The organism is Caloranaerobacter sp. TR13 (assembly GCF_001316435.1).
Classification (GTDB): Bacteria; Bacillota; Clostridia; order Tissierellales; family Thermohalobacteraceae; genus Caloranaerobacter.
The window spans coordinates 48,731-70,147 of the sequence record NZ_JXLL01000008.1 but is presented as its reverse complement, the minus strand read 5'-3'; the positions used below and the strand labels follow the sequence as shown (position 1 = coordinate 70,147).

General features: G+C 31.4%; 19 protein-coding genes. All 19 read left to right on the top strand.

Annotation, left to right across the window (positions count from 1 at the left end):
* Positions 1 to 102: 102 nt before the first annotated feature.
* The 19 genes from purE (at position 103) to TR13x_RS07235 (ending at position 21,301) form a co-directional block, all read left to right on the top strand.
* Positions 103 to 591 carry a 5-(carboxyamino)imidazole ribonucleotide mutase gene (gene purE, locus TR13x_RS07330; protein ID WP_054871266.1) on the top strand — a complete coding sequence of 163 codons (489 nt, stop codon included), beginning with the start codon at positions 103 to 105 and terminating at the stop codon, positions 589 to 591.
* A gap of 279 nt (positions 592 to 870) precedes the next feature.
* Positions 871 to 1,578, top strand: a complete 708-nt coding sequence (gene purC, locus TR13x_RS07325; protein WP_054871265.1) for a phosphoribosylaminoimidazolesuccinocarboxamide synthase — start codon at positions 871 to 873, stop codon at positions 1,576 to 1,578.
* Positions 1,578 to 1,823, top strand: a complete 246-nt coding sequence (gene purS / locus TR13x_RS07320) for a phosphoribosylformylglycinamidine synthase subunit PurS (protein ID WP_200905835.1) — start codon at positions 1,578 to 1,580, stop codon at positions 1,821 to 1,823. Before purC ends, purS begins: the two co-directional genes overlap by 1 nt.
* A gap of 2 nt (positions 1,824 to 1,825) precedes the next feature.
* The gene (gene purQ, locus TR13x_RS07315; protein WP_054871263.1) at positions 1,826 to 2,536 is read left to right on the top strand and encodes a phosphoribosylformylglycinamidine synthase subunit PurQ; all 711 of its coding nucleotides are present in this window, start codon (positions 1,826 to 1,828) and stop codon (positions 2,534 to 2,536) included.
* Positions 2,529 to 4,730 (top strand): phosphoribosylformylglycinamidine synthase subunit PurL, encoded by a 2,202-nt coding sequence (purL, locus tag TR13x_RS07310; protein WP_054871262.1) that lies wholly within the window; start codon positions 2,529 to 2,531, stop codon positions 4,728 to 4,730. Before purQ ends, purL begins: the two co-directional genes overlap by 8 nt.
* The gene (purF, locus tag TR13x_RS07305; protein WP_054871261.1) at positions 4,715 to 6,103 is read left to right on the top strand and encodes an amidophosphoribosyltransferase; all 1,389 of its coding nucleotides are present in this window, start codon (positions 4,715 to 4,717) and stop codon (positions 6,101 to 6,103) included. Before purL ends, purF begins: the two co-directional genes overlap by 16 nt.
* 278 nt (positions 6,104 to 6,381) lie before the next feature.
* Complete coding sequence (gene purM, locus TR13x_RS07300) at positions 6,382 to 7,425, top strand: phosphoribosylformylglycinamidine cyclo-ligase (protein WP_054871260.1); 1,044 nt, start codon at positions 6,382 to 6,384, stop codon at positions 7,423 to 7,425.
* The gene (gene purN, locus TR13x_RS07295; RefSeq protein ID WP_054871259.1) at positions 7,413 to 8,039 is read left to right on the top strand and encodes a phosphoribosylglycinamide formyltransferase; all 627 of its coding nucleotides are present in this window, start codon (positions 7,413 to 7,415) and stop codon (positions 8,037 to 8,039) included. The genes purM and purN overlap by 13 nt, the downstream gene beginning before the upstream one ends.
* Before the next feature lie 165 nt (positions 8,040 to 8,204).
* Entirely contained in the window at positions 8,205 to 9,737 is a 1,533-nt protein-coding gene (purH, locus tag TR13x_RS07290; RefSeq protein ID WP_054871258.1) for a bifunctional phosphoribosylaminoimidazolecarboxamide formyltransferase/IMP cyclohydrolase, read from the top strand.
* A 258-nt stretch (positions 9,738 to 9,995) separates the two neighbouring features.
* A complete protein-coding gene (purD, locus tag TR13x_RS07285) occupies positions 9,996 to 11,255 on the top strand; it encodes a phosphoribosylamine--glycine ligase (RefSeq protein ID WP_054871257.1) in 1,260 nt (419 codons plus the stop codon).
* 460 nt (positions 11,256 to 11,715) lie between these two features.
* Entirely contained in the window at positions 11,716 to 13,470 is a 1,755-nt protein-coding gene (gene prdR, locus TR13x_RS07280) for a sigma-54 dependent transcriptional regulator PrdR (protein ID WP_054871256.1), read from the top strand.
* A 311-nt stretch (positions 13,471 to 13,781) separates the two neighbouring features.
* Positions 13,782 to 15,068, top strand: coding sequence for a proline reductase-associated electron transfer protein PrdC (gene prdC / locus TR13x_RS07275; protein ID WP_200905834.1), 1,287 nt, complete (start codon positions 13,782 to 13,784; stop codon positions 15,066 to 15,068).
* A gap of 59 nt (positions 15,069 to 15,127) precedes the next feature.
* Positions 15,128 to 17,023 (top strand): D-proline reductase (dithiol) proprotein PrdA, encoded by a 1,896-nt coding sequence (gene prdA / locus TR13x_RS07270; protein WP_054871254.1) that lies wholly within the window; start codon positions 15,128 to 15,130, stop codon positions 17,021 to 17,023.
* A 17-nt stretch (positions 17,024 to 17,040) separates the two neighbouring features.
* Entirely contained in the window at positions 17,041 to 17,292 is a 252-nt protein-coding gene (locus TR13x_RS07265) for a CBO2463/CBO2479 domain-containing protein (RefSeq protein ID WP_054871270.1), read from the top strand.
* Positions 17,293 to 17,296: 4 nt separating this feature from the next.
* Entirely contained in the window at positions 17,297 to 18,022 is a 726-nt protein-coding gene (prdB, locus tag TR13x_RS10960) for a D-proline reductase (dithiol) protein PrdB (protein WP_082394828.1), read from the top strand.
* Between the two features lie 43 nt (positions 18,023 to 18,065).
* Positions 18,066 to 18,827: a proline reductase cluster protein PrdD gene (gene prdD, locus TR13x_RS07250; protein ID WP_054871251.1), complete on the top strand. Its 762-nt coding sequence runs from the start codon at positions 18,066 to 18,068 to the stop codon at positions 18,825 to 18,827.
* 11 nt (positions 18,828 to 18,838) lie between these two features.
* On the top strand, positions 18,839 to 19,312 hold the full coding sequence (locus TR13x_RS07245; protein ID WP_054871250.1) for a glycine/sarcosine/betaine reductase component B subunit: 474 nt from the start codon (positions 18,839 to 18,841) through the stop codon (positions 19,310 to 19,312).
* Positions 19,313 to 20,320 carry a proline racemase gene (locus TR13x_RS07240; protein WP_054871249.1) on the top strand — a complete coding sequence of 336 codons (1,008 nt, stop codon included), beginning with the start codon at positions 19,313 to 19,315 and terminating at the stop codon, positions 20,318 to 20,320. It begins immediately after the preceding gene.
* Between the two features lie 93 nt (positions 20,321 to 20,413).
* Entirely contained in the window at positions 20,414 to 21,301 is an 888-nt protein-coding gene (locus tag TR13x_RS07235; RefSeq protein ID WP_054871248.1) for a sulfite exporter TauE/SafE family protein, read from the top strand.
* Positions 21,302 to 21,417 lie beyond the last annotated feature (116 nt).

The following is a 21,417-nucleotide window of genomic DNA, read 5'->3' as shown; positions in this document are numbered from 1 at the left end:
CTGGGTACTAGGTACTGGGTACTAGATGTGGGTATATTAGTACTAAGAGAATTAATTTTCTACTACTATTTTAAAGCGAAATAATTAAAGGGAGGTTTTGAAATGAAAGTAGCTATAGTAATGGGAAGTGACTCAGATTTTCCAATAGTTTCAAAGGCATTAGAAATATTAGATAGGTTTGGGATAGAGAGAGAAGTAAGAGTATTATCTGCTCATAGAACACCGTATAAAGCTTTAGAATTTGCAAAAAATGCAGAAAGTAATGGGTTTGATTTAATAATTGCAGCGGCAGGAAAAGCGGCACATCTTCCTGGAGTCTTAGCAGCAGTAACTATTTTACCTGTTATTGGCTTACCAATTAAATCATCAACATTAGACGGTATGGATTCTTTATTATCAATTGTTCAAATGCCAAAAGGCATACCAGTTGCAACTGTAGCTATTAATGGAGCAGAAAATGCAGGATTATTAGCAGTTGAAATATTGTCACTAAAGTATACAGAATTAAAGGATAAGTTAAGAGAGTACAGAGAAGAAATGAAAAGAATTGTTGAAGAGAAGGATAAGAAGGTGTTGGGTACTGGGTGCTAGGTACTGGGTACTGGGTGCTAGGTACTAGGTACTGGGTGCTGGTTTGAATTGAAAATTGAAAAGATAGAGATCAGAGAACAGAGCCCAGAGAACAGGGGACAGGGGACAGAGATCAGAGGATAGAGAGCAGAGATCAGGGGACAGGGAACAGAAAACTGGAAACTGTTCTCTGGCAACTGGCAACTCTGTTTATCCAAGCAACTGTACCCTGTAGCAGAGAATTAATTCTCTGCTACCATTCTGGCAACTAACTTTATTAAAAAACTAGGAGGGTTTAAAATGAAAAAAGAATTTGTTTATGAAGGTAAGGCGAAAAGAGTTTATAAAACTGATGATGAGAAAGTATATTTGATTGAATACAAAGACGATGCAACTGCATTTAATGGAGAAAAGAAAGGAACAATAGAAAACAAAGGCATTATAAATAATAAAATGTCAGCAATGCTTTTTGAATTATTAGAGAAAGCTGGAATAGAAACACATTTTGTAAGATTAATAGATGAAAGGCAGATGCTTGTTAAAGCTGTAGAAATTGTACCAATAGAAGTTATTGTTAGAAATGTTGCAGCAGGTTCTTTAGCAAAAAGACTTGGATTTAAAGAAGGAATACAGTTAGAAACTACAGTTCTTGAATTTTGCTATAAAAATGATGAGTTAGGTGATCCATTAATTAATGACTATCATATACAAGCATTAAAACTTGCAGATAAGGAAGAATTAGAAGCTATAAAGGAAAAGGCATTAAAAATAAACGAGATATTAGTAAAGTTTTTCGAAAAGATTGGTTTAAAACTTATAGATTTCAAATTGGAGTTTGGAAGATATGATGGTAGAATTATTTTAGCTGATGAAATATCACCAGACACATGCAGATTATGGGATAAAGAATCAAATCAAAAAATGGATAAAGATAGGTTTAGAAGAGATTTAGGTAAAGTAGAGGACGCTTATAGAGAAGTATTAAGGAGAGTAGAGGAGGTTTTATAATGAAGGCAATAGTTTATGTAACTTTAAAGAAAGGTATTTCGGACCCTCAAGGTAATGCAGTTAAAGAAGCGTTAAATTCTTTAGGTTATAAAGAAGTTGACAAAGTAAGAATAGGAAAGATAATTGAGCTTGAACTTGAAGATATAAAAAGAGAAGAAGCTGAAAGCAAGATAAAAGAGATGTGTGAGAAATTACTAGCTAATACAGTTATGGAAAAGTACAGTTTTGAGATACTGGAGGGTTAAAAATGAAATTCGGAGTTGTTGTTTTTCCAGGTTCTAATTGTGATATAGACTGTTATAGAGTATTATCAAATATTCTTAAGAAGGATGTAGATTATATTTGGCATGATACAGAAAATATTAAAAGATATGATGTGATAATTTTGCCAGGAGGTTTTTCATACGGCGATTATTTAAGATGTGGAGCGATAGCGAGATTTTCCAAAATCATGGACAACGTAATTGAACATGCTAATAAAGGGAAATTAGTAATAGGAATTTGTAATGGATTTCAGATATTAACAGAGGTAGGATTACTTCCTGGAGCACTTATAAGAAATAATAATCTTAAGTTTATATGTAAAACTGTTCCTATTAGAGTTGAAAATAATACTACACCTTTTACATTAAATTATAAAGAAGGTCAAGTTATTAATATACCTATAGCTCATGGTGAAGGTAATTATTTTATTGATGAAGAAGGCTTAGCTGAACTTGAAAAGAACAATCAAATTGTTTTTAGATATTGCAGTAAAGATGGGTTGATAGATGATAAGTCAAATCCAAATGGCTCTGTTAGTAATATTGCAGGAATATGCAATGAAGCAGGTAATGTATTGGGGATGATGCCGCATCCTGAAAGGGCTTCAGAATTGCTGTTAGGAAATGAAGATGGATTAGCTCTATTTAAATCCATGATAGATTATTTAGAGAGGGGCATTTCAAGAGATGAATAATAAGCCTTGGAAAAGTGTAGGACTGACAAAGGAAGAATACAATAGAATATTAGAAACTCTAGGTAGAGAACCTAATATTTTAGAGCTAAATATGTATGGTGTTATGTGGTCTGAACATTGCAGTTACAAAAACTCAAGAGCACTTTTTAAGCATTTTCCGACATCAAACGAAAGAGTGCTTCAAGGTCCAGGTGAAAATGCTGGAATTATTGATATAGGAGATAACAAAGCTATAGCAATGAAAATAGAAAGCCATAATCATCCTTCTGCAGTAGAGCCTTATCAAGGAGCCGCAACTGGTGTTGGAGGAATTATTAGAGACATTTTTGCAATGGGAGCAAGACCAATAGCACTTTTAAACTCTCTAAGATTTGGAGAAATAGAAGAAGATGACTGGATGAGATATTTATTTAGTGGAGTAGTTTCAGGAATCGGAGGATATGGAAACTGTATCGGTATTCCAACGGTAGGTGGAGAAGTGTATTTTAATAAATCATATAAAGGTAATCCTTTAGTAAATGCTATGTGCATTGGGGTTATTGAACATGATAAAATTCACAGAGGGACTGCAGCCGGTGCTGGAAATTTAGTTATGTATGTAGGAGCTTCTACTGGAAGAGATGGAATAGGAGGAGCGAGTTTTGCTTCTGTAGAACTGACTGAAGAAACAGCAGAACAGAGATCTGCAGTTCAAGTTGGAGACCCATTTATGGAGAAGCTGCTATTAGAAGCTTGTCTTGAGCTTTTAGATACAGATTATGTTGTCGGCATACAGGACTTAGGAGCTGCTGGATTAACATCAGCATGTAGTGAAATGGCTTCTAGAGGTAATTCAGGGATGATTGTAGATGTATCTTTAGTTCCTAGAAGAGAAGAAGGAATGTTGCCTGTAGAAGTAATGATATCAGAATCACAAGAAAGAATGCTTCTTGTTATAAAAAAAGGTGCAGAAGAAAAGGTTAAAAAGATATTCGATAAATGGGGACTTCATTCGGCAGTTATAGGAGAAGTTACAGATGATGGAATGTTAACTATTATGGAAAATGGCAAAATAGTTGGTAGGGTACCTGCAAAGTCTTTAGCTGATGACGCACCAAAATATTACAGAGAATATAAAAAACCAGAATATATAGATCAGAAGAGAGTTCTTTTGGTAGATGAACTAAAGGAAGTAAATGATTTGAATGAAGTATTATTTAAAATGCTTAGCTCTACAAATTTATGTAGTAGAGAATGGGTTTATAATCAATATGATTATCAGGTAAGAACTAGTACGGTAGTAACTCCTGGTGCAGATGCAGCTGTAGTTAGAATTGATGGAACAAATAAAGCTATAGCTGCTACGACGGATTGTAATAGTAGATATTGCTATTTGAATCCTAGAAGAGGTGCTCAGATTGCAGTTGCTGAAGCGGCTAGGAATATTGTTGTAACTGGTGGAAAGCCTTTAGCTGTTACTGATGGACTTAATTTTGGAAATCCAGAGAAACCAGATAGATTCTGGCAGTTTAGAGAAAGTATTTTAGGTATAAGTGAAGCTTGCAAAAAGTTTAATACTCCAGTTGTAAGTGGTAATGTAAGTTTTTATAATGAAACTCCAGAAAACGCTATTTATCCAACTCCAATAATAGGGATGGTAGGGCTTATAGAGGATTTAGATAAAGTTATGACTATAGGATTTAAAGATGAAGGCGATATTATTGTACTTTTAGGTTTAACTAAGGGAGAAATTGGAGCAAGTGAATACTTAAAGGTAATTCATGGTTTAGAATTAGGTGAAGTACCAGAAATAGATTTAGATCTAGAAAAGAGATTACAAGATTTATGTCTTGAGATTATAGATAAAAAACTTATAAAGTCAGCTCACGATTTAAGTGACGGAGGATTAGCATTAGCGTTATGTGAATGCTGCTCTAAAGGTAATTTAGGGGCTGAAATTTCAGTTAATACAGGCTTAAGAGAAGATATATATTTATTTTCAGAAAGTCAATCAAGAATATTGATATCTTTGGATGTGAATAATGTAGACGAATTAAAAGAATTATGTAATCAATACGAAATTCCATTTACAGTATTAGGAAAAACTATAAAAGATAAATTATCAATAAATATTAACGGTAAATCAGTAATTGACATTAAAGTAGAAGATATTACAAATAAGCTAAGGAGTGTATTGCCATGTATAATGGGCTAACATGTAGTGATAAGTTAAATGAGGAATGTGGTATATTTGGAGTGTATTCAAATAAGTTAAAAGATATTTCTAAAATTACTTATTTTGGCTTATATTCACTACAACATAGAGGTCAGGAAAGCTGTGGTATTGCTGTTAATAATAAAGGTGAAATTAGATATTGTAAAGGCATGGGGTTGGTATCTGAGGTATTTGATGATGATATTTTGGAAAATCTTGATGGTAATATAAGCATAGGGCATGTTAGATATTCTACAACAGGAGAAAGTAGAGCTTCAAATGCTCAACCTTTAGTAGTTAAGTATAAAAATGGAGATATTGCATTAGCCCATAATGGCAATTTAGTGAGCGCTCAAGCTATAAGAGAAATATTGGAAGATGAAGGTGTTGTATTTCAAACAACTATAGATACTGAAGTAATAGTTAATTTGATAGCAAGATATCATAAATCGGGAATTGAAAGTGCAATAAGAAAGGTTATGGAACTTATTAGAGGTTCTTATGCTTTAGTTTTGACTATGGGAAATATGTTAATAGGTGTAAGAGATCCATACGGGATAAGACCTTTGTGCATAGGAAAGTTAAAAGATGGTTTTGTTATTGCATCCGAAAGCTGTGCGTTAGATACTGTTGGTGCTGAATTTATTAGAGACGTAGAACCTGGAGAAATAATCATTATTGATGAAAAGGGCATGAGAGGCATACCGTATGATAAATGGTGTAAAAGGAGTTTATGTATTTTTGAGTTAATCTATTTTGCTAGACCTGATAGTATAATGGATGGAACTAGTGTTTATCTTGCTAGAAAGGAAGCAGGTAGAATTCTTGCTAGAGAATCTAAAGTTAACGGAGATATAGTTATATCTGTTCCAGATTCAGGTACTGCAGCTGCGATAGGATTTTCAGAAGAGTCGGGAATACCTTTTAGTGAAGGGCTGATAAAAAATAGATATGTTGGAAGAACTTTCATTAAGCCTAATCAAGAGTTAAGAGAGCAGGGAGTAAGACTTAAACTTAATGTACTAAAGGAAAATATAAAGGGAAAGAGAGTTATTTTAGTAGATGATTCTATAGTTAGAGGGACTACTATAAGAAGAATTGTAGATATTTTAAAATCTGCTGGAGCTAAAGAAGTTCATGTAAGAATAAGTTCACCACCTGTTAAATTTCCTTGTTACTTTGGAATAGATACTCCTGAACGAAAGCAACTTATAGGTGCTAAGAATACTAGTGAAGAGATTAGAAAGCTGATAAATGCAGATAGTTTAAGTTATTTATCCATTGAAGGGCTTATGAAAACTACAGGTCAAAACAGAGGATTTTGTTTAGCTTGTTTTAATGGTGATTATCCTATGGAAGTGCCGTTGGATTAGGGTACTTGGTACTGGGTACTAGGTACTGGAATTAGAGAACAGGGGACAGAGAACAGAGAATAGAGAATAGGGAACAGATGACAGGGAATACGGATAAAAAAATTAAAAATTGAAAATGGAAAATGTAGAATTAGTCGACAGTTGACAGTGGACAGTTGACAGATTTAAAATATTTGCTGACAGATAGCAGCTTTCAGCTATCAGTCATTTTTTAGATTTTATTTAATATTTAAAATTTAAAATTTAACATTTAACATTCATAAGAGGGGGGTGCTTATATGGGCACTAATGGTATCACTTATAAAGATGCGGGTGTTGATATTAAAGCTGGATATGAAGCAGTTAATTTAATTAAAGAACATGTAAAGAGAACTCATACTAAGGGTGTTATGTCAAGTATAGGAGGCTTTAGTGGTCTCTTTAAAATAAATATAGATAAATACAAGGAGCCTATTTTAGTATCAGGGACGGATGGAGTAGGAACTAAACTAAAAGTTGCTTATATGATGGATAAGCACGATACGATTGGAGAAGATTGTGTTGCAATGTGTGTAAACGATATATTGTGCCAAGGTGCAAAGCCTTTATTTTTTCTTGATTATATTGGAACATACAAGATAGAGCCTACAGTTATTTCAAAAATAGTTGAAGGGGTGGCGAACGGTTGCACAAAGGCAGGATGTGCTTTGATAGGTGGAGAAACTGCTGAAATGCCTGGTGTTTATAGTAAAGGCGAATATGATTTAGTTGGATTTGTAGTAGGTGTAGTTGACAAAGATAAAATAATTGATGGCTCTAGTATTTCTGAAGGAGATGTATTAATAGGACTACCATCTAGTGGTCTTCATAGTAACGGTTTTTCTTTAGTTAGAAAGTTATTCTTTGAAATAGAAAAATTTGATGTTAATCAGTATGTAGATGAACTAGGCATGATTTTGGGTGAAGAATTATTAAAACCTACTCGCATATATGCAGATATAATTGAAAAGATTTTAAATAAATATACTGTAAAAGGAATGAGCCATATTACAGGCGGAGGATTTTATGAGAATATACCAAGAATGCTTCCAGAAGGCCTTGTTGCAAATATAGATGTTAGGGGTATGGATATACCACCTGTTTTTAAATTAATTGAAAAACTAGGAAAAATTAATAAAAAAGAAATGTATTCTACTTTTAATATGGGAATTGGAATGGTTATAGCTGTAGATAAAGAAGATGGAGATAAAGTAGTAGATTATTTGAATAGTATAGGAGAAAGAGCTTATTTAATAGGAGAGATAAAAAAGGGAGAAGGTGGCATTAGAATATGTCATCAGTAAATATAGGTGTGTTAATCTCAGGAAGCGGCACTAATCTTGAGGCTTTGATTAATAGTATAGATAAAGGGTATATAAATGGGAAAATAAAGGTAGTAATTTCTAATAGAGAGGATGCTTATGGACTTGAAAGAGCAAAGAAAAATTTAATAGAAGCTTTATATATAAATAGGAAGGAATTTAATAATGATATAGAATTTGATCTAAAAATCTTAGATGAACTAGAGAATAGGCAAGTTGAATTAGTTGTATTAGCAGGATACTTAAAAGTATTGAGCAAAAAATTTGTCAATCATTATAAAAATAGAATTATTAATATACATCCTTCTTTAATCCCAAGCTTTTGTGGGAAAGGATATTATGGAGAAAGAGTTCATAGAGCTGTATTAGAGTATGGTGTTAAAATAACGGGTGCTACTGTTCATTTTGTTGATGAAGGTGCTGATACAGGTCCTATTATATTACAAGAAGCTGTTATTGTAGATGATAATGATACTATAGATACGCTTAAAGAAAAAGTATTGAAGATAGAACATAAGCTTTTGCCAATGGCAGTAAAATTGTTCTGTGAGAATAAATTGGAAGTTATAGGGAGGAAGGTAGTGATTAGGTACTAGGTGCTGGGTACTTGGTACTAGGTGCTGGGTACTTGGTACTAGGTACTTGGTGCTGGGTACTAGATACTGGGTACTGGGTGCTGGGGACTAGGATATTAGAGAACAGGGGACAGAGAACAGAGAACTGGCAACTGGTAACTCATATAAAAAGGGAGGTATTTTACTTTGAAAAGAGCACTTATTAGCGTTTATGATAAAACAGGAATAGTAGAATTTTCAAGAAAGTTAAAGGAATTAGGATGGGAAATTATATCGACTGGAGGAACAAGAAGAAAACTTGCTGAAAATGGAATAGAAACTATAGATGTTTCAGATGTAACAGGTTTTCCTGAATGCCTTGATGGAAGAGTAAAGACTTTGCACCCTAAAATTCATGGAGGATTATTAGCGATAAGAGATAACGATGAGCATATTAAAACTTTAAAAGAGCTTGAAATAGATTGTATAGATATGGTTGTTAATAATCTATATCCATTTAAAGAAACAGTAAGTAAACTTAATGCAACTCATGAAGATATAATAGAAAATATTGATATAGGCGGCCCATCTATGCTTAGAGCAGCAGCTAAAAACTATAAATACGTTACAGTTATAATAGACCCTAATGATTATGATAAAGTAATAAATGAGTTGAAGGAAAATAAAGAGGTAAGTTTAAAAACTAAAGAATATCTTGCTGCTAAAGTATTTCAATATACAAGCCATTATGATGCATTAATATCAGAGTATTTTAATAAAAGAGCCAATATAGAGATGCCAGATTTGATTACTTTAACATTTGAGAAAAAGCAAGATTTAAGATATGGAGAAAATCCTCATCAAAAAGCAGCATTTTATACTAATGTGTATCCAATAAAAGGGACTCTAGGGCAGGCGAAACAACTCCATGGAAAAGAATTATCTTTTAATAACATAAATGATACAAATGGTGCATTAGAGATTTTAAAGGAGTTTGAAGAACCGACTGTGGTTGCTGTAAAACATACTAATCCATGTGGTGTAGGTAGTGGAAGTACCATTAGTGAAGCATTTCAAAAAGCATATGAGTCAGATAAAGTGTCAATATTTGGTGGAATTATTGCTGCAAATAGGGAAATTGATAGAGAAACTGCCGAGATGATAAATAAAATATTCATAGAAGTAGTGATAGCTCCTTCGTATACTACTGAAGCTTTGGAAGTACTTACTTCTAAGAAAAATATTAGGTTACTTGCTTTACCAGAAATTACTGCAAGAGAAGAAAGAGGATATGATATTAAAAGAGTACTAGGTGGAATACTAATTCAAGATAGAAATACTAAGCTTATACAAGATGAACTTAAATTTGTAACAGAGAGAAAACCTACTGAAAAAGAATTAGAAGATTTATTATTCGCTTGGAAGGCAGTGAAAAATGTAAAATCTAATGCAATTGTATTAGCTAAGAATAAAGGGACTGTTGCTATTGGTCCTGGTCAGGTTAGTAGAATATGGGCATTAGAGAATGCTATAAAACAAGGTGGAAGTCGGGTTGAAAATAGCGTAATGGCATCTGATGCATTTTTTCCATTTCCTGATTGTGTAGAAGCAGCTTTTAAAGCAGGAATAACTGCAATTATTCAACCAGGTGGTTCTATTAGAGATAAAGAGTCTATTGAAGCAGCAAATAAATATGGTATAGCTATGGTATTTACAGGTATGAGGCATTTTAAGCATTAAATTGGGTACTTGGTACTTGGTGCTAGGTACTGGAATTAGACAATAGAGAACAGGGAACAGGGTACGGAGGACAGAGATAAAAAATGTAAAATTGAAAATTTAATATTAGGTACTGGGTACTTGGTGCTTGGTACTAGTTTAGATTGAAAATGGAGAATTGAGAATTTAGGCTATCAGCTAACAGCTATCAGTCCATAGTCGATTGACGAATATCGAAAAGCGAAATGCGAATAGCGAAAATGAAAGGATGAGCGGATAATGAAGGTTTTAGTTGTAGGCAGTGGTGCAAGGGAACATGCAATAGCTTGGAAGGTTTCTAAAAGTCCAAAGGTAAGTAAAATATATTGTATACCTGGTAACGGAGGAATAAGTGATATTGCTGAGTGTGTAAAAATAAGAGCTGAAGATATAGAACTTTTATTAGGATTTGCTTTAAAAGAAAATGTAGATTTGACTATAGTAGGTCCTGAAGCACCACTAGTAGATGGAATTGTTGATAAATTTAAAGAGAAAGGTCTTAAGATAATTGGTCCGGATAAAAAAGGTGCAATGTTAGAAGGTAGTAAAATATTTGCTAAAAAATTTATGGAAAAGTATAACATACCTACAGCCAAATATAAAACCTTTAAAAATAGTAAAAATGCAATTAAAGCTCTCGATAGTTTTGAATCCCCTTTGGTAATAAAGGCAGACGGTTTAGCAGGTGGCAAAGGTGTAGCGATTTGTGAAACTAGGCAAGAAGCAGAAAAAGCTATAATTGATATGATGGAAGAGAAAAAGTTCGGTTTATCTGGTGAAAATATAATTATCGAAGAATATTTAGAAGGCATAGAAGCATCTCTTTTATGTATTATTGACGGTAAAAAAATAATACCTTTGGAGAGTGCTAAAGATTATAAAAAGATATTTGAAGGTGATAAAGGACCTAATACAGGTGGTATGGGGTGTTTTTCACCACATCCATTGTTTACTCAAGCATTAAAAAATACTATTAGAGAAGAAATATTGGATCGTATCATGTATGGATTAAATATGGAAAAAATAATTTATCGAGGAATTTTATTCATAGGACTTATGCTTACAAAGAATGGTCCTAAAGTTTTAGAATTTAATGTTAGAATGGGTGACCCTGAAACTGAAGTAATACTTCCAAGGTTAAAAAGCGATATAATTGATATTTTTGAAAAAACTCTATCTGGAAAATTGACAGAAGATGATTTGAAGTGGGATGATAGGCATTGTGTATGTGTGGTTGCAGCATCTGAAGGTTACCCAGTAAGCTATGAAAAAGGAAAGCTAATTACAGGATTAGACAAAGTTGATAAAGAGGTTGTTGTTTTTCATGGAGGAACGAAAAAGGTAGATGGTAAAATATATACAAATGGAGGGAGAGTACTTACGATTGTAGCTTTAGGAGATTCTTTAGAAGAGGTTAGAGAGGTTGTATATAATAATATCGAAAAGATTAATTTTGAAAATATATATTATAGAAAAGATATAGCCAAATTGGGACAGTAAATTGCTGTTCCAATTTATATTTTTCACCATTACAAATATAAACAAATAGATTTATGAAAACAGATAGTTTTCTAGCTAATATCATTAGCAATAGTCAATGTTTTTATGGCTAATCACGAATAATTAATAATATACAATAATCTTTCTAACGATTTAGAAGTTAAGGTTGAAATTAGTTAAGGAGAAAATAATAGGTATAAGACATAAAAAATATTTATTTAGAATTAAAGATATTTAATTATGACGTATATTGACTTAATTTTTTGTAAATTTATCATTGTTATTTTAGTAAATCCATGCTAATATAAATTCAAAGTAAAATTGGAAAATAGAAGTTATATATTCAAAATTTATATGTGACATATGTAAATCAAAAGTGTGATCAAATTGACAAATAAATTACTTTTAAGAGTGTGAAAATTAGTGGTTTCTAAATATTACATTTACAAGGATGATGATAATGTTTTATAATTTTGAAAAAATGTTAGTAAAAGATGTTATGTCAAAAGATTTTTTATTGATAGATGAGAATGAAAAATTGAATTCTTCTATTGAAAAAATGTTAGCGAATAATTTGGTAGAAATGTTTATTATAAATGAAAATAAAGACTTAATAGGTTTAATTACCTTAAAAGATATATCGAATATTAAAAAAAATAATTTAAATGAGAATTTACCTGTTAAAGAGTATATGAATAGCAAATTAATAACAATAGATAAAGAGGAAGATATTTCAAAATGTAGAGATATTATGTTGAGTAATAAAATTGGAAGATTACCAGTTATTGAGAACAATAAGCTGATAGGTGTCATAAGGATAAAAGAAATACGAGATTATTATTATATGAGAGTTGAAGAATTAAGTGTTCAGTTAGATAATATTATTAGCAATATAAATGAAGCAGTTTGTGTCATTAATAAAGAAGGGATAGTAGTTTTATGGAATAAAAAGTCTGAGGAATTATATGGTGTTAAGTTTCATGAAATAATAGGCAAAAAAATAACTGATTTTTTCCCTAACGCAATGATGTGGAAAGTTTTGAAAGATAAAAAACCGATATATAATGCTTTACATAAACCAAAAGAAGACTCATTTGTTATTCTAAGTATTTTTCCAATATATATTAAAGGAGAATTTTTGGGAGTTGTATCAACTGATAGAGATATTACTGAAGTAATGGGGTTATCTGAAAAGTTAGAAAAAGTTACAAATACATTAAATTATCTAAAAAAAGAAGTTGATAAATATTCTAGTAACAGTTTTAGTCATATTATTGGAAAAAGTGATAAAATACTAGAAAAAGTAGAGATAGCAAAACAAGTGTCGAAATCTGATATATCTATTTTAATAACTGGTGAAAGCGGAACAGGAAAAGAGGTTTTTGCAAGAGCGATACATGAATATAGTGGTAAAAAAGGATTGTTTGTACCAGTAAATTGTAGTGCTATTCCAAGTGAATTACTTGAAAGTGAACTTTTTGGGTATGAAGGAGGAGCTTTTTCAGGCGCAAATAAAAAAGGGAAAATAGGTCTTTTTGAACTTGCTAATAATGGTACTATATTTTTAGATGAAATTGGTGAGATGCCTTTATTTATGCAAGCTAAATTATTAAGAGTTTTACAAGAAAAAGAAATAAGAAGGGTAGGAGGAACTAAAAATATTAAAATAAATACAAGAGTTATCTCTGCAACAAATAAAGATTTGAAAAAACTAATTAAAGAAGGTAAATTTAGAGAAGATTTATATTATAGATTAAATGTAGTAGAAATTAACATACCACCTTTGAGAGAAAGAAAAGAAGATATAGTCTTATTAATTGATTATTTTATAGAAAGTATTTGTAAAAGAAATAGTTTGAAACTTCCTGAAATTGAAAAAGATGTTTATGACATATTAACAAATTATGAATGGAAAGGGAATGTTAGGGAGTTGAAAAATATTATTGAGTATTTAATTATTTTTTCTAAAAACAGCTACATTAGTAAAGATATTATTCCAAATCATATTTTATTAAAAAATAAACATTGTGATCAATCTCAGGAAGAATGTATTTTAGATTTGAACGAAGCTATAAAAAGATTAGAAGTAGATTTAATAAAGAAAGCTTTAAAGGTTTCAAAATCCAATAAAGCTGAAGCAGCCAAATTACTAAATATACCAAGGAGTACATTGTATTATAAAATTAGCAGTTATAATATAAAGATTGATAAATAAGTGTCAAATAATTGACGAGCGTCAATTATTTGACACTTATTTATTATAATAAATTATTAATCTTATTAAATTATTAATTTAAGTCTAAAACTAGGATTTGTGAGATGGATATTAAAATAATCCATCTTTTTTAATTTATTTAAAATGTTAAAATATTGTTTTTGTATGTCAAAAAATTGACAATCATTTTTGTGAAAAAGTTTTTTCTTAGACAAATTATAGATAGTTTATAAAAAAATATAATAATAATTTTGGCATAATATTTGCAAGAATTAATTACAAGAGTTAATTATTAGAAAGGTGGTGAAGAAATGAGAATCATTTTGCCATTAAAACAGCATGTGGGGAACAGATGCAAACCAATAGTAAAAAAAGGAGATGAAGTTACAAAAGGCCAGCTTATAGCAGTACCAGACGGTTTAGGAACAAATATACATTCGAGTGTTTATGGAAAAGTAATCGAATTAAATGATGATTATGTATTTATTGAAGCTTTTGAAAAACAACCAGATGAATATCAAAAGATAAAGGAAACAGATAATTATTTAGAAGCTATTAAAGAGGCAGGAGTTGTTGGAGCAGGTGGAGCAGGATTTCCGACTCATGTTAAGTTAAATGTCGACTTAGAAGGTGGATATGTAATAGCAAATGCTGCAGAATGCGAACCAATTTTAAACCACAATATAAAATTAATAGAAGAAAAACCAGAGATGATTGTAAGAGGTATGAAGTATGTAATGGAGATAACAAATGCATCTAAAGGATATATAGCGATAAAAACTAAACATAAAAAAGCGATTATTTCTATTGGGAGATCATGTAAAGATGAAGAAAATTTAGAAGTTAAGTTTTTACCAGATATTTATCCAGCTGGAGATGAAAGAGTAATAATTAGAGAACTTTTAGGTATTGAACTGAAACCAGGACAATTACCACTAGAAGCTAAAGCTGTAGTTATTAATGTAGAAACGTTAAAAAATATCGTTTTGGCTATTGAGGAGAGGAAACCTGTAATTACTAAAGATATAACATTAGGTGGGAGAATAAAAGATTCAAAAAAAGGTAAAATATTTTTTGATGTACCAATCGGATTCCCAATAAAACATTATATAGAAATAGCAGGTGGATATATTGAACCTTATGGTGAAATAATTATGGGTGGTCCTTTTACTGGTAGAAGATCAGATGAAAATGATCCTATTATCAAGACAACAGGCGGTATTATTGTAAGCATGCCATTTCCAACTGAAAAGAGAAAAGTAGGATTAATAGCTTGTGAATGTGGTGCTCAAGAAGATAGATTAAAACAAATTGCTGAAGGAATGGATGCTAAAGTTGTTGCTATTACAAAATGTAAAAGAATGATAGAAGTTAGTGGAAGATTTAGATGTGAAAAACCAGGAGTGTGTCCTGGACAAGCTGAAAAAGTTCTGTTTTTAAGAAAACAAGGAGCTGAAGCGATAATAACCGGTACATGTGAAGATTGAACAAATACTGTGATGAAAGTAGCTCCTAGGTTAGGAGTAGTTGTATATCATAGTACAGATCATATTTTGAGAGCAGCTGGACATAGGTTGTACAGAAGAAGAAAAAGTTAATTTTATTTACAATTTTAAGTTTAATAAAACAAATATCAACAGAAGGAGGGAATATTAATATGTCAATTACACCAGAAACTGCGAAGCAACATGAAAATGATTATGCTGTAACTTGTTGTAGATTTGAAGCAGGTACTATTATCGAACCTTCTACATTAGAAGACCCAAATATTTTGCCAGATTTACAAGATTCAGGTTTGCTTGAAATACCTAAAAATTGTTTGAAGATTGGAGAAGTTTTAGGTGCAAAATTAATTAAAACAATTGATGCTCTTACACCATTAACTCCTGATTTATTAGAGGGTGTAAATTTAAAAGAAGAAAAAAAAGAAGTTTCAGAAGATATAGTGGAGAAAAATATTGAGGCTAGCAAACAAATTTTAACATGTACGAATATTGATAATACAAAAATGAATAGTCAAGTTATTAAGATTCACATTGGAGAAGGTAAAGATATTAATTTAGAGATACCTTTTATATATGGCTATAATGGACAAGCATTAGATACTAATCAAGATATATTAGAGCAAAAAAACAACATAAATCAAGTTGCTATAGAAAAAGAAAAGCAAAAACAAGAACTTAAGCCAAAAGCTATCAGAAAATTAATAAAAAAACATTATAAAATTGATACAGTTAAATTTGGAGATGAAACTAAAATTGAAGGAACTACTTTATATATAAGGAAAGACATATGTAAAGACGCTGTTAATGCAGATGATTTAGTAACTGATATTAAATTAGATATTATTACTCCTGATAAATATAACCAATATAGTGAAACTATAATGGATGTTCAACCAATTGCAACAAAAGAAGAAGGTAAATTAGGAGAAGGTGTTACAAGAGTACTAGATGGAGTAATAATGATGGTTACTGGTACAGATGAAAACGGAGTACAGATAGGTGAATTTGGTTCTTCAGAAGGTATACTTGAGAGAAATATAATGTGGGGTAGACCTGGTGCTCCAGATAAAGGCGAAATTTTTATAAAAACTCAGGTAACAATTAAAGAACATACAAATATGGAAAGACCGGGGCCATTAGCTGCGCATAAAGCTTCAGATTATATAACTCAAGAAATTAGAGAAGCATTGAAAAAATTAGACGATAATTTAGTTTCTGAAGTAGAAGAATTAGTGCAATATAGAAGACCTGAAAAGAAAAAAGTGGCTATAATAAAAGAAATTATGGGCCAAGGAGCTATGCATGACAATTTAATTCTACCTGTTGAGCCAGTTGGTATATTGGGCGGTAAGCCTAATGTTGACCTAGGAAACATACCAATCGTTTTATCTCCACTTGAAGTTCTAGACGGTGGAATACATGCATTGACATGTATTGGACCAGCATCTAAAGAAACTTCAAGACATTATTGGAGAGAACCTCTTGTAATTGAAGCTATGAAAGATGAAGAAATAGATTTAGTAGGTGTTATTTTCGTTGGTTCACCTCAGATAAATTCTGAAAAATTCTATGTTTCAGAAAGATTAGGTATGCTTGTTGAAACAATGGATTTAGATGGTGCAATAATAACAACAGAAGGTTTTGGAAATAACCATATAGACTTTGCAAGTCATCATGAGCAAGTAGGAAAGAGAGGTATCCCTGTTGTTGGAATGACTTTTGCTGCAAATCAAGGTGCATTAGTGGTTGGGAATGAACACATGAAATATATGGTGGATCTTAACAAATCAGAACAAGGTATAGAAAATGAAATTTTATCTAATAACACATTATGTAAAGAGGATGCAATAAGAGCTTTAGCAATGCTAAAAACTGTTATGGCTGGTGAAGAAGTAAAGGAAGCTGAAAGAAAATGGAATGTAAATGTAAAACTAAATAACATTGAATTGATAGAAAAAGAGTTGGGAGCGAAAATTGAATTAGTTGAAAATGAGCAGATTTTACCTAAGAGTAAAAAACGAAAAGAGATCTATGAAAAGGAAGATTAATGAAAAGAGGTTACAAAATGAATAGATTTAAATATAGTAATTCTCCAATGTATTTTGAAGGAGTTATTGTTGAATTAAAAGATGGATTAGTAGGTATTGATTTAAAAGGAAGATTAGGTCATATTAGAATTCCGAAAAGAATGCTTATTACAGATTATGATTTGAAACTAGGTCACGAAGTTGGATTTATGTTAAGTTATCCAGAAGTACTGAGTGATGACATAAATGAAAAATATATAAATAGTATAAGATTTAAGAAAGGGAGGTAAAGAAATGAGATTAACAGCAATAAAAGGTCTTCAGTCGGAAATATATGTTCCTATAACACCTCCTCCAGTATGGACTGAGGTTAAAAAAGAATTGAAGGATATGACAGTTGCATTAGTTACAGCAGCAGGTGTTCATCTAAAGTCTGATAAAAGATTTAATTTGGCAGGCGATTTTACTTTTAGAGTTATACCAGGAGATGTAGATTCAGGTGAGTTGATGGTATCACATGGTGGATATGATAATGCTGACGTTAATAAAGATATAAATTGTATGTTTCCAATAGATAGGATTAGAGAATTAGCTAAAGAAGGTTTTATAAAAGCTTTATCACCTATCAATTTTGGATTTATGGGTGGTGGAGGAGATCAACAAAAATTTAAAAATGAAACAGGACCTGAAATTGCAAGAAGACTGAAACAAGAAAATGTAGATGCAGTTATTTTAACTGCTGGCTGAGGAACTTGTCACCGCTCTGCCGTGATTGTGCAGAGAGCAATTGAGGAAATAGGCATACCTACAATAATTATTGCAGCCCTTCCTCCTGTTGTAAGACAAAATGGTTCACCAAGAGCAGTTGCGCCATTAGTACCTATGGGTGCAAATGCAGGGGAACCAAACAATCCAGAAATGCAAAGAGCTATTGTAAAAGATACATTAGTAAAGCTAACTGAGATAACAACACCGGGACAGATAATATCATTACCATATGAATATATTGCTAAAGTTTAATATTATTCAGGAGGAGCTTTTCCTCCTACAAAAAGGTGGTTTTATGAAAAAGGAGATTTATAAAAAAAGGTTATTAATTAAATCTTTTCATATAACTAAAGTGATTTTTGGTAATAAGAGTGATATCAAAGATAGGGAATTGATTATTAATAAAGAGATTTTAGATGAATTAATAAAAAACTATGAAATAATCGAAAAAATTAATATTCAAATTATTGAACCTAGAAAATATAATATTTGGGTTAATAATATAATGGATGTAATTCCTATATCAACAAAAGTTTTAGGAAATATAGGTGAAGGAATAACACATACAATAACTGGTGTTTATGTTTTATTAACAGGTGCTTATTCAGATGGAAAACAGATAACTGAATTTGGTTCTTCTGAAGGCATTTTGAAAGACCATATAGTTTTTGGGAAAGCAGGTACGCCTTCCTTAAGTGATTATATTATAAATTTTGACGTTATATTGAAACCGAATTTGAAATTTAATAGAGAATCTCCATTGACTATTCATAAGGTTTGTGATGAGTTTATACAGATTTACAGAAATATATTAAAAAAGTTTGATGGTAGAAAAGCAGATGAAGTTAATGAGTATTTTGATATAGTTAGACCTGGCAAAAAGAAGGTAGTTATTATAAAACAAATAGGTGGACAAGGAGCAATGCACGACAATCAGCTATTACCTAAAGAACCATCGGGTTTTATTGGTGGTAAATCGATAATTGATATTGGTAATGTTCCAATTATTCTTACACCAAATGAATATAGAGACGGAGCTTTAAGGGCAATGACATAAGAGGTGATTTTATGGGGATTGGACCATCTACTAAAGAAACTACTTTGCATCATTTCAGAGATCCTTTATTAGATGTAGTTTCAAATGATAAAGATATAGATTTATTAGGGGTTATTTTGGTAGGTACTCCTCAAAAAAACAATGAGAAGTATTTTGTAAGTAAAAGAGTAGCTGTATGGGTAGAAGCTATGCGTGCTGATGGAGTGATAATTTCTGTAGACGGTTGGGGAAATTCTCATATTGATTTTGCTAATGCTATTAAAGAAATAGGAAAAAGAGGAATAGAAGTTGTTGGGATGAGTTTTGTAGGCACTCAAGGTAAATTTGTAGTTACAAACAAATATATGAATACAATTGTAGATCTTAACAAATCAAAATTAGGAGTTGAAACAGAGGTCGTAGGAGAGAATAATGCAGATGAGTTAGATGCAAAAAAAGCGTTGGCGTTATTAAAATTAAAAATGAAGAGGAATGGAGGGGAATAAATGCTTGCTATAAGGGGTATACATGCTGTTGATTCACATACCATGGGGGAGCCAACAAGAGTAATTATCGGAGGAGTACCTAAAATTCCAGGGAAAACTATGGCGGAAAAGAAAAGTTATTTAGAGCAAAAAATGGATAATATCAGAACTGCGGTTATGTTAGAACCAAGAGGGCATAATGATATGTTTGGATCAATTATTACTGCTCCAGTTAATGAAGAAGCTGATTTTGGGATTATATTTATGGATGGTGGAGGGTATTTAAATATGTGTGGTCATGGCTCGATTGGAGCAGTTACTGTTGCGATTGAAACAGGCATGGTTGAAGTAGTAGAACCTATTACAGAAATTAAAATGGATACTCCAGTAGGGCTAATCAAAGCAAAGGCTAAAGTTGAAAGAGGTAAAGTAAAAGAAGTTTCAATTGTTAATGTGCCAGCTTTTCATTATATGAAAGATGTTAAGATTGATGTACCTAATATTGGCGAAGTTACATTAGACATTTCTTTTGGTGGAAGTTTTTTTGCGATAGTAGATGCTCAACAATTAGGTATCGAGGTACAACCTAAAAACACACAAAAATTAATTGATTTAGGGTTAACAATTAGAGAAATTATTAATGCTTCTATTAAAGTTCAACATCCTATATTAAAGCATATTAATAAAGTTGATTTAGTAGAAATATTTGATAAGCCTACTAATAAAGAAGCAGATTTAAAGAATGTAGTTGTATTCGGTCAAGGACAAATTGATAGATCACCTTGTGGCACAGGAACAAGTGCTAAACTTGCAACTTTGTATTCAAAAGGGAAACTAAGAATAGGAGAATATTTTGTTTATGAAAGCATATTAGGAACAACGTTCAAAGGAAGAATTTTGGGTACAACTAAAGTTAAAAACTATGAAGCTGTAATTCCAGAAATAACAGGTTCAGCATATATAACTGGATTTAGTCATTTTGTTATAGATCCTGAGGATCCTGTAAAATATGGTTTTGTTTTAAAGTAGTAATAATATTAAAGATAAATGAAAAGCGGCTAAACTTTTATTTATGTAGTTTTTTATAAATAAAAATAAATGTAAAATTAAGGAGGAGATTGGATGATTACTGCTGTTTTAGGAACTTTGGGGGCTTTTGGTATTTGGTTTAGTAGTGTATTTTTAAGAGATTTTATGAAACATAAGGATAATTTAGAAGATAATTCTTGGGCTAAAGTTTCTGTGATTGGATTCATTACAAACTTTTTTGATACTTTAGGAATTGGTTCGTTTGCACCAACAACAGCACTTTTAAGAGCATTCAAACAAACTAAAGATAGAGTAATACCTGGAACATTAAATGTATCATGTACTATACCTGTTATTTTAGAAGCTTTTATCTTTATTAAAGTTATTAAAGTTGATACATTAACTTTAGTTTCGATGATAGCAGCAGCAACAATTGGAGCGTGGTTGGGTGCTGGAATTGTTTCAAAATTCCCTGAGAGAAAAGTTCAATTTATAATGGGTATAGCTTTATTTGTAACAGCATTTTTAATGTTTGCTGGCCAAATGGACTGGTTTCCAGGTGGTGGAGAAGCTATTGGTTTAAGAGGAGGCAAATTAATAATTGCGATAGTAGCTAACTTTATTTTAGGAGCTTTAATGACTGCTGGAATAGGTTTATATGCACCTTGTATGGCTTTGGTTTATTTATTAGGGATGTCTCCTAGAGTTGCTTTTCCTATAATGATGGGTTCATGTGCATTCTTAATGCCAGTTGCATCAGTTAAATTTGTAAAAGAGGGAGCTTATGATAGAAAAGCTTCAATGGGGATAACTATTGGTGGTGTAATCGGTGTTATAATAGCAGCTTATATAGTTAAATCATTACCATTAAATATGTTAAAATGGCTAGTGATAGCTGTTATCCTATATACTTCATTAACAATGATTAGAGCAGCTTTAAATAATTCTGTAAGTAATAAAGAAGTAATTGAAATAGAGTAATTTATAGAAAAGCAAAATTTATAGTTACTGTAAAAAAACCTCTGTGGATATTTGCTATCCACAGAGGTTTTTAGTGGCATGTAAAAAGATTTTATTTAATGTCGAAATACTTAAAT

Coding starts and splice junctions, on each gene's coding strand:
- purE (WP_054871266.1), top strand. CDS start 103: ATGAAAGTAGCTATAGTAATGGGAAGTGACTCAGATTTTCCAATAGTT.
- purC (WP_054871265.1), top strand. CDS start 871: ATGAAAAAAGAATTTGTTTATGAAGGTAAGGCGAAAAGAGTTTATAAA.
- purS (WP_200905835.1), top strand. CDS start 1,578: ATGAAGGCAATAGTTTATGTAACTTTAAAGAAAGGTATTTCGGACCCT.
- purQ (WP_054871263.1), top strand. CDS start 1,826: ATGAAATTCGGAGTTGTTGTTTTTCCAGGTTCTAATTGTGATATAGAC.
- purL (WP_054871262.1), top strand. CDS start 2,529: ATGAATAATAAGCCTTGGAAAAGTGTAGGACTGACAAAGGAAGAATAC.
- purF (WP_054871261.1), top strand. CDS start 4,715: ATGTATAATGGGCTAACATGTAGTGATAAGTTAAATGAGGAATGTGGT.
- purM (WP_054871260.1), top strand. CDS start 6,382: ATGGGCACTAATGGTATCACTTATAAAGATGCGGGTGTTGATATTAAA.
- purN (WP_054871259.1), top strand. CDS start 7,413: ATGTCATCAGTAAATATAGGTGTGTTAATCTCAGGAAGCGGCACTAAT.
- purD (WP_054871257.1), top strand. CDS start 9,996: ATGAAGGTTTTAGTTGTAGGCAGTGGTGCAAGGGAACATGCAATAGCT.
- prdR (WP_054871256.1), top strand. CDS start 11,716: ATGTTTTATAATTTTGAAAAAATGTTAGTAAAAGATGTTATGTCAAAA.
- prdA (WP_054871254.1), top strand. CDS start 15,128: ATGTCAATTACACCAGAAACTGCGAAGCAACATGAAAATGATTATGCT.
- TR13x_RS07265 (WP_054871270.1), top strand. CDS start 17,041: ATGAATAGATTTAAATATAGTAATTCTCCAATGTATTTTGAAGGAGTT.
- prdD (WP_054871251.1), top strand. CDS start 18,066: ATGAAAAAGGAGATTTATAAAAAAAGGTTATTAATTAAATCTTTTCAT.
- TR13x_RS07245 (WP_054871250.1), top strand. CDS start 18,839: ATGGGGATTGGACCATCTACTAAAGAAACTACTTTGCATCATTTCAGA.
- TR13x_RS07240 (WP_054871249.1), top strand. CDS start 19,313: ATGCTTGCTATAAGGGGTATACATGCTGTTGATTCACATACCATGGGG.
- TR13x_RS07235 (WP_054871248.1), top strand. CDS start 20,414: ATGATTACTGCTGTTTTAGGAACTTTGGGGGCTTTTGGTATTTGGTTT.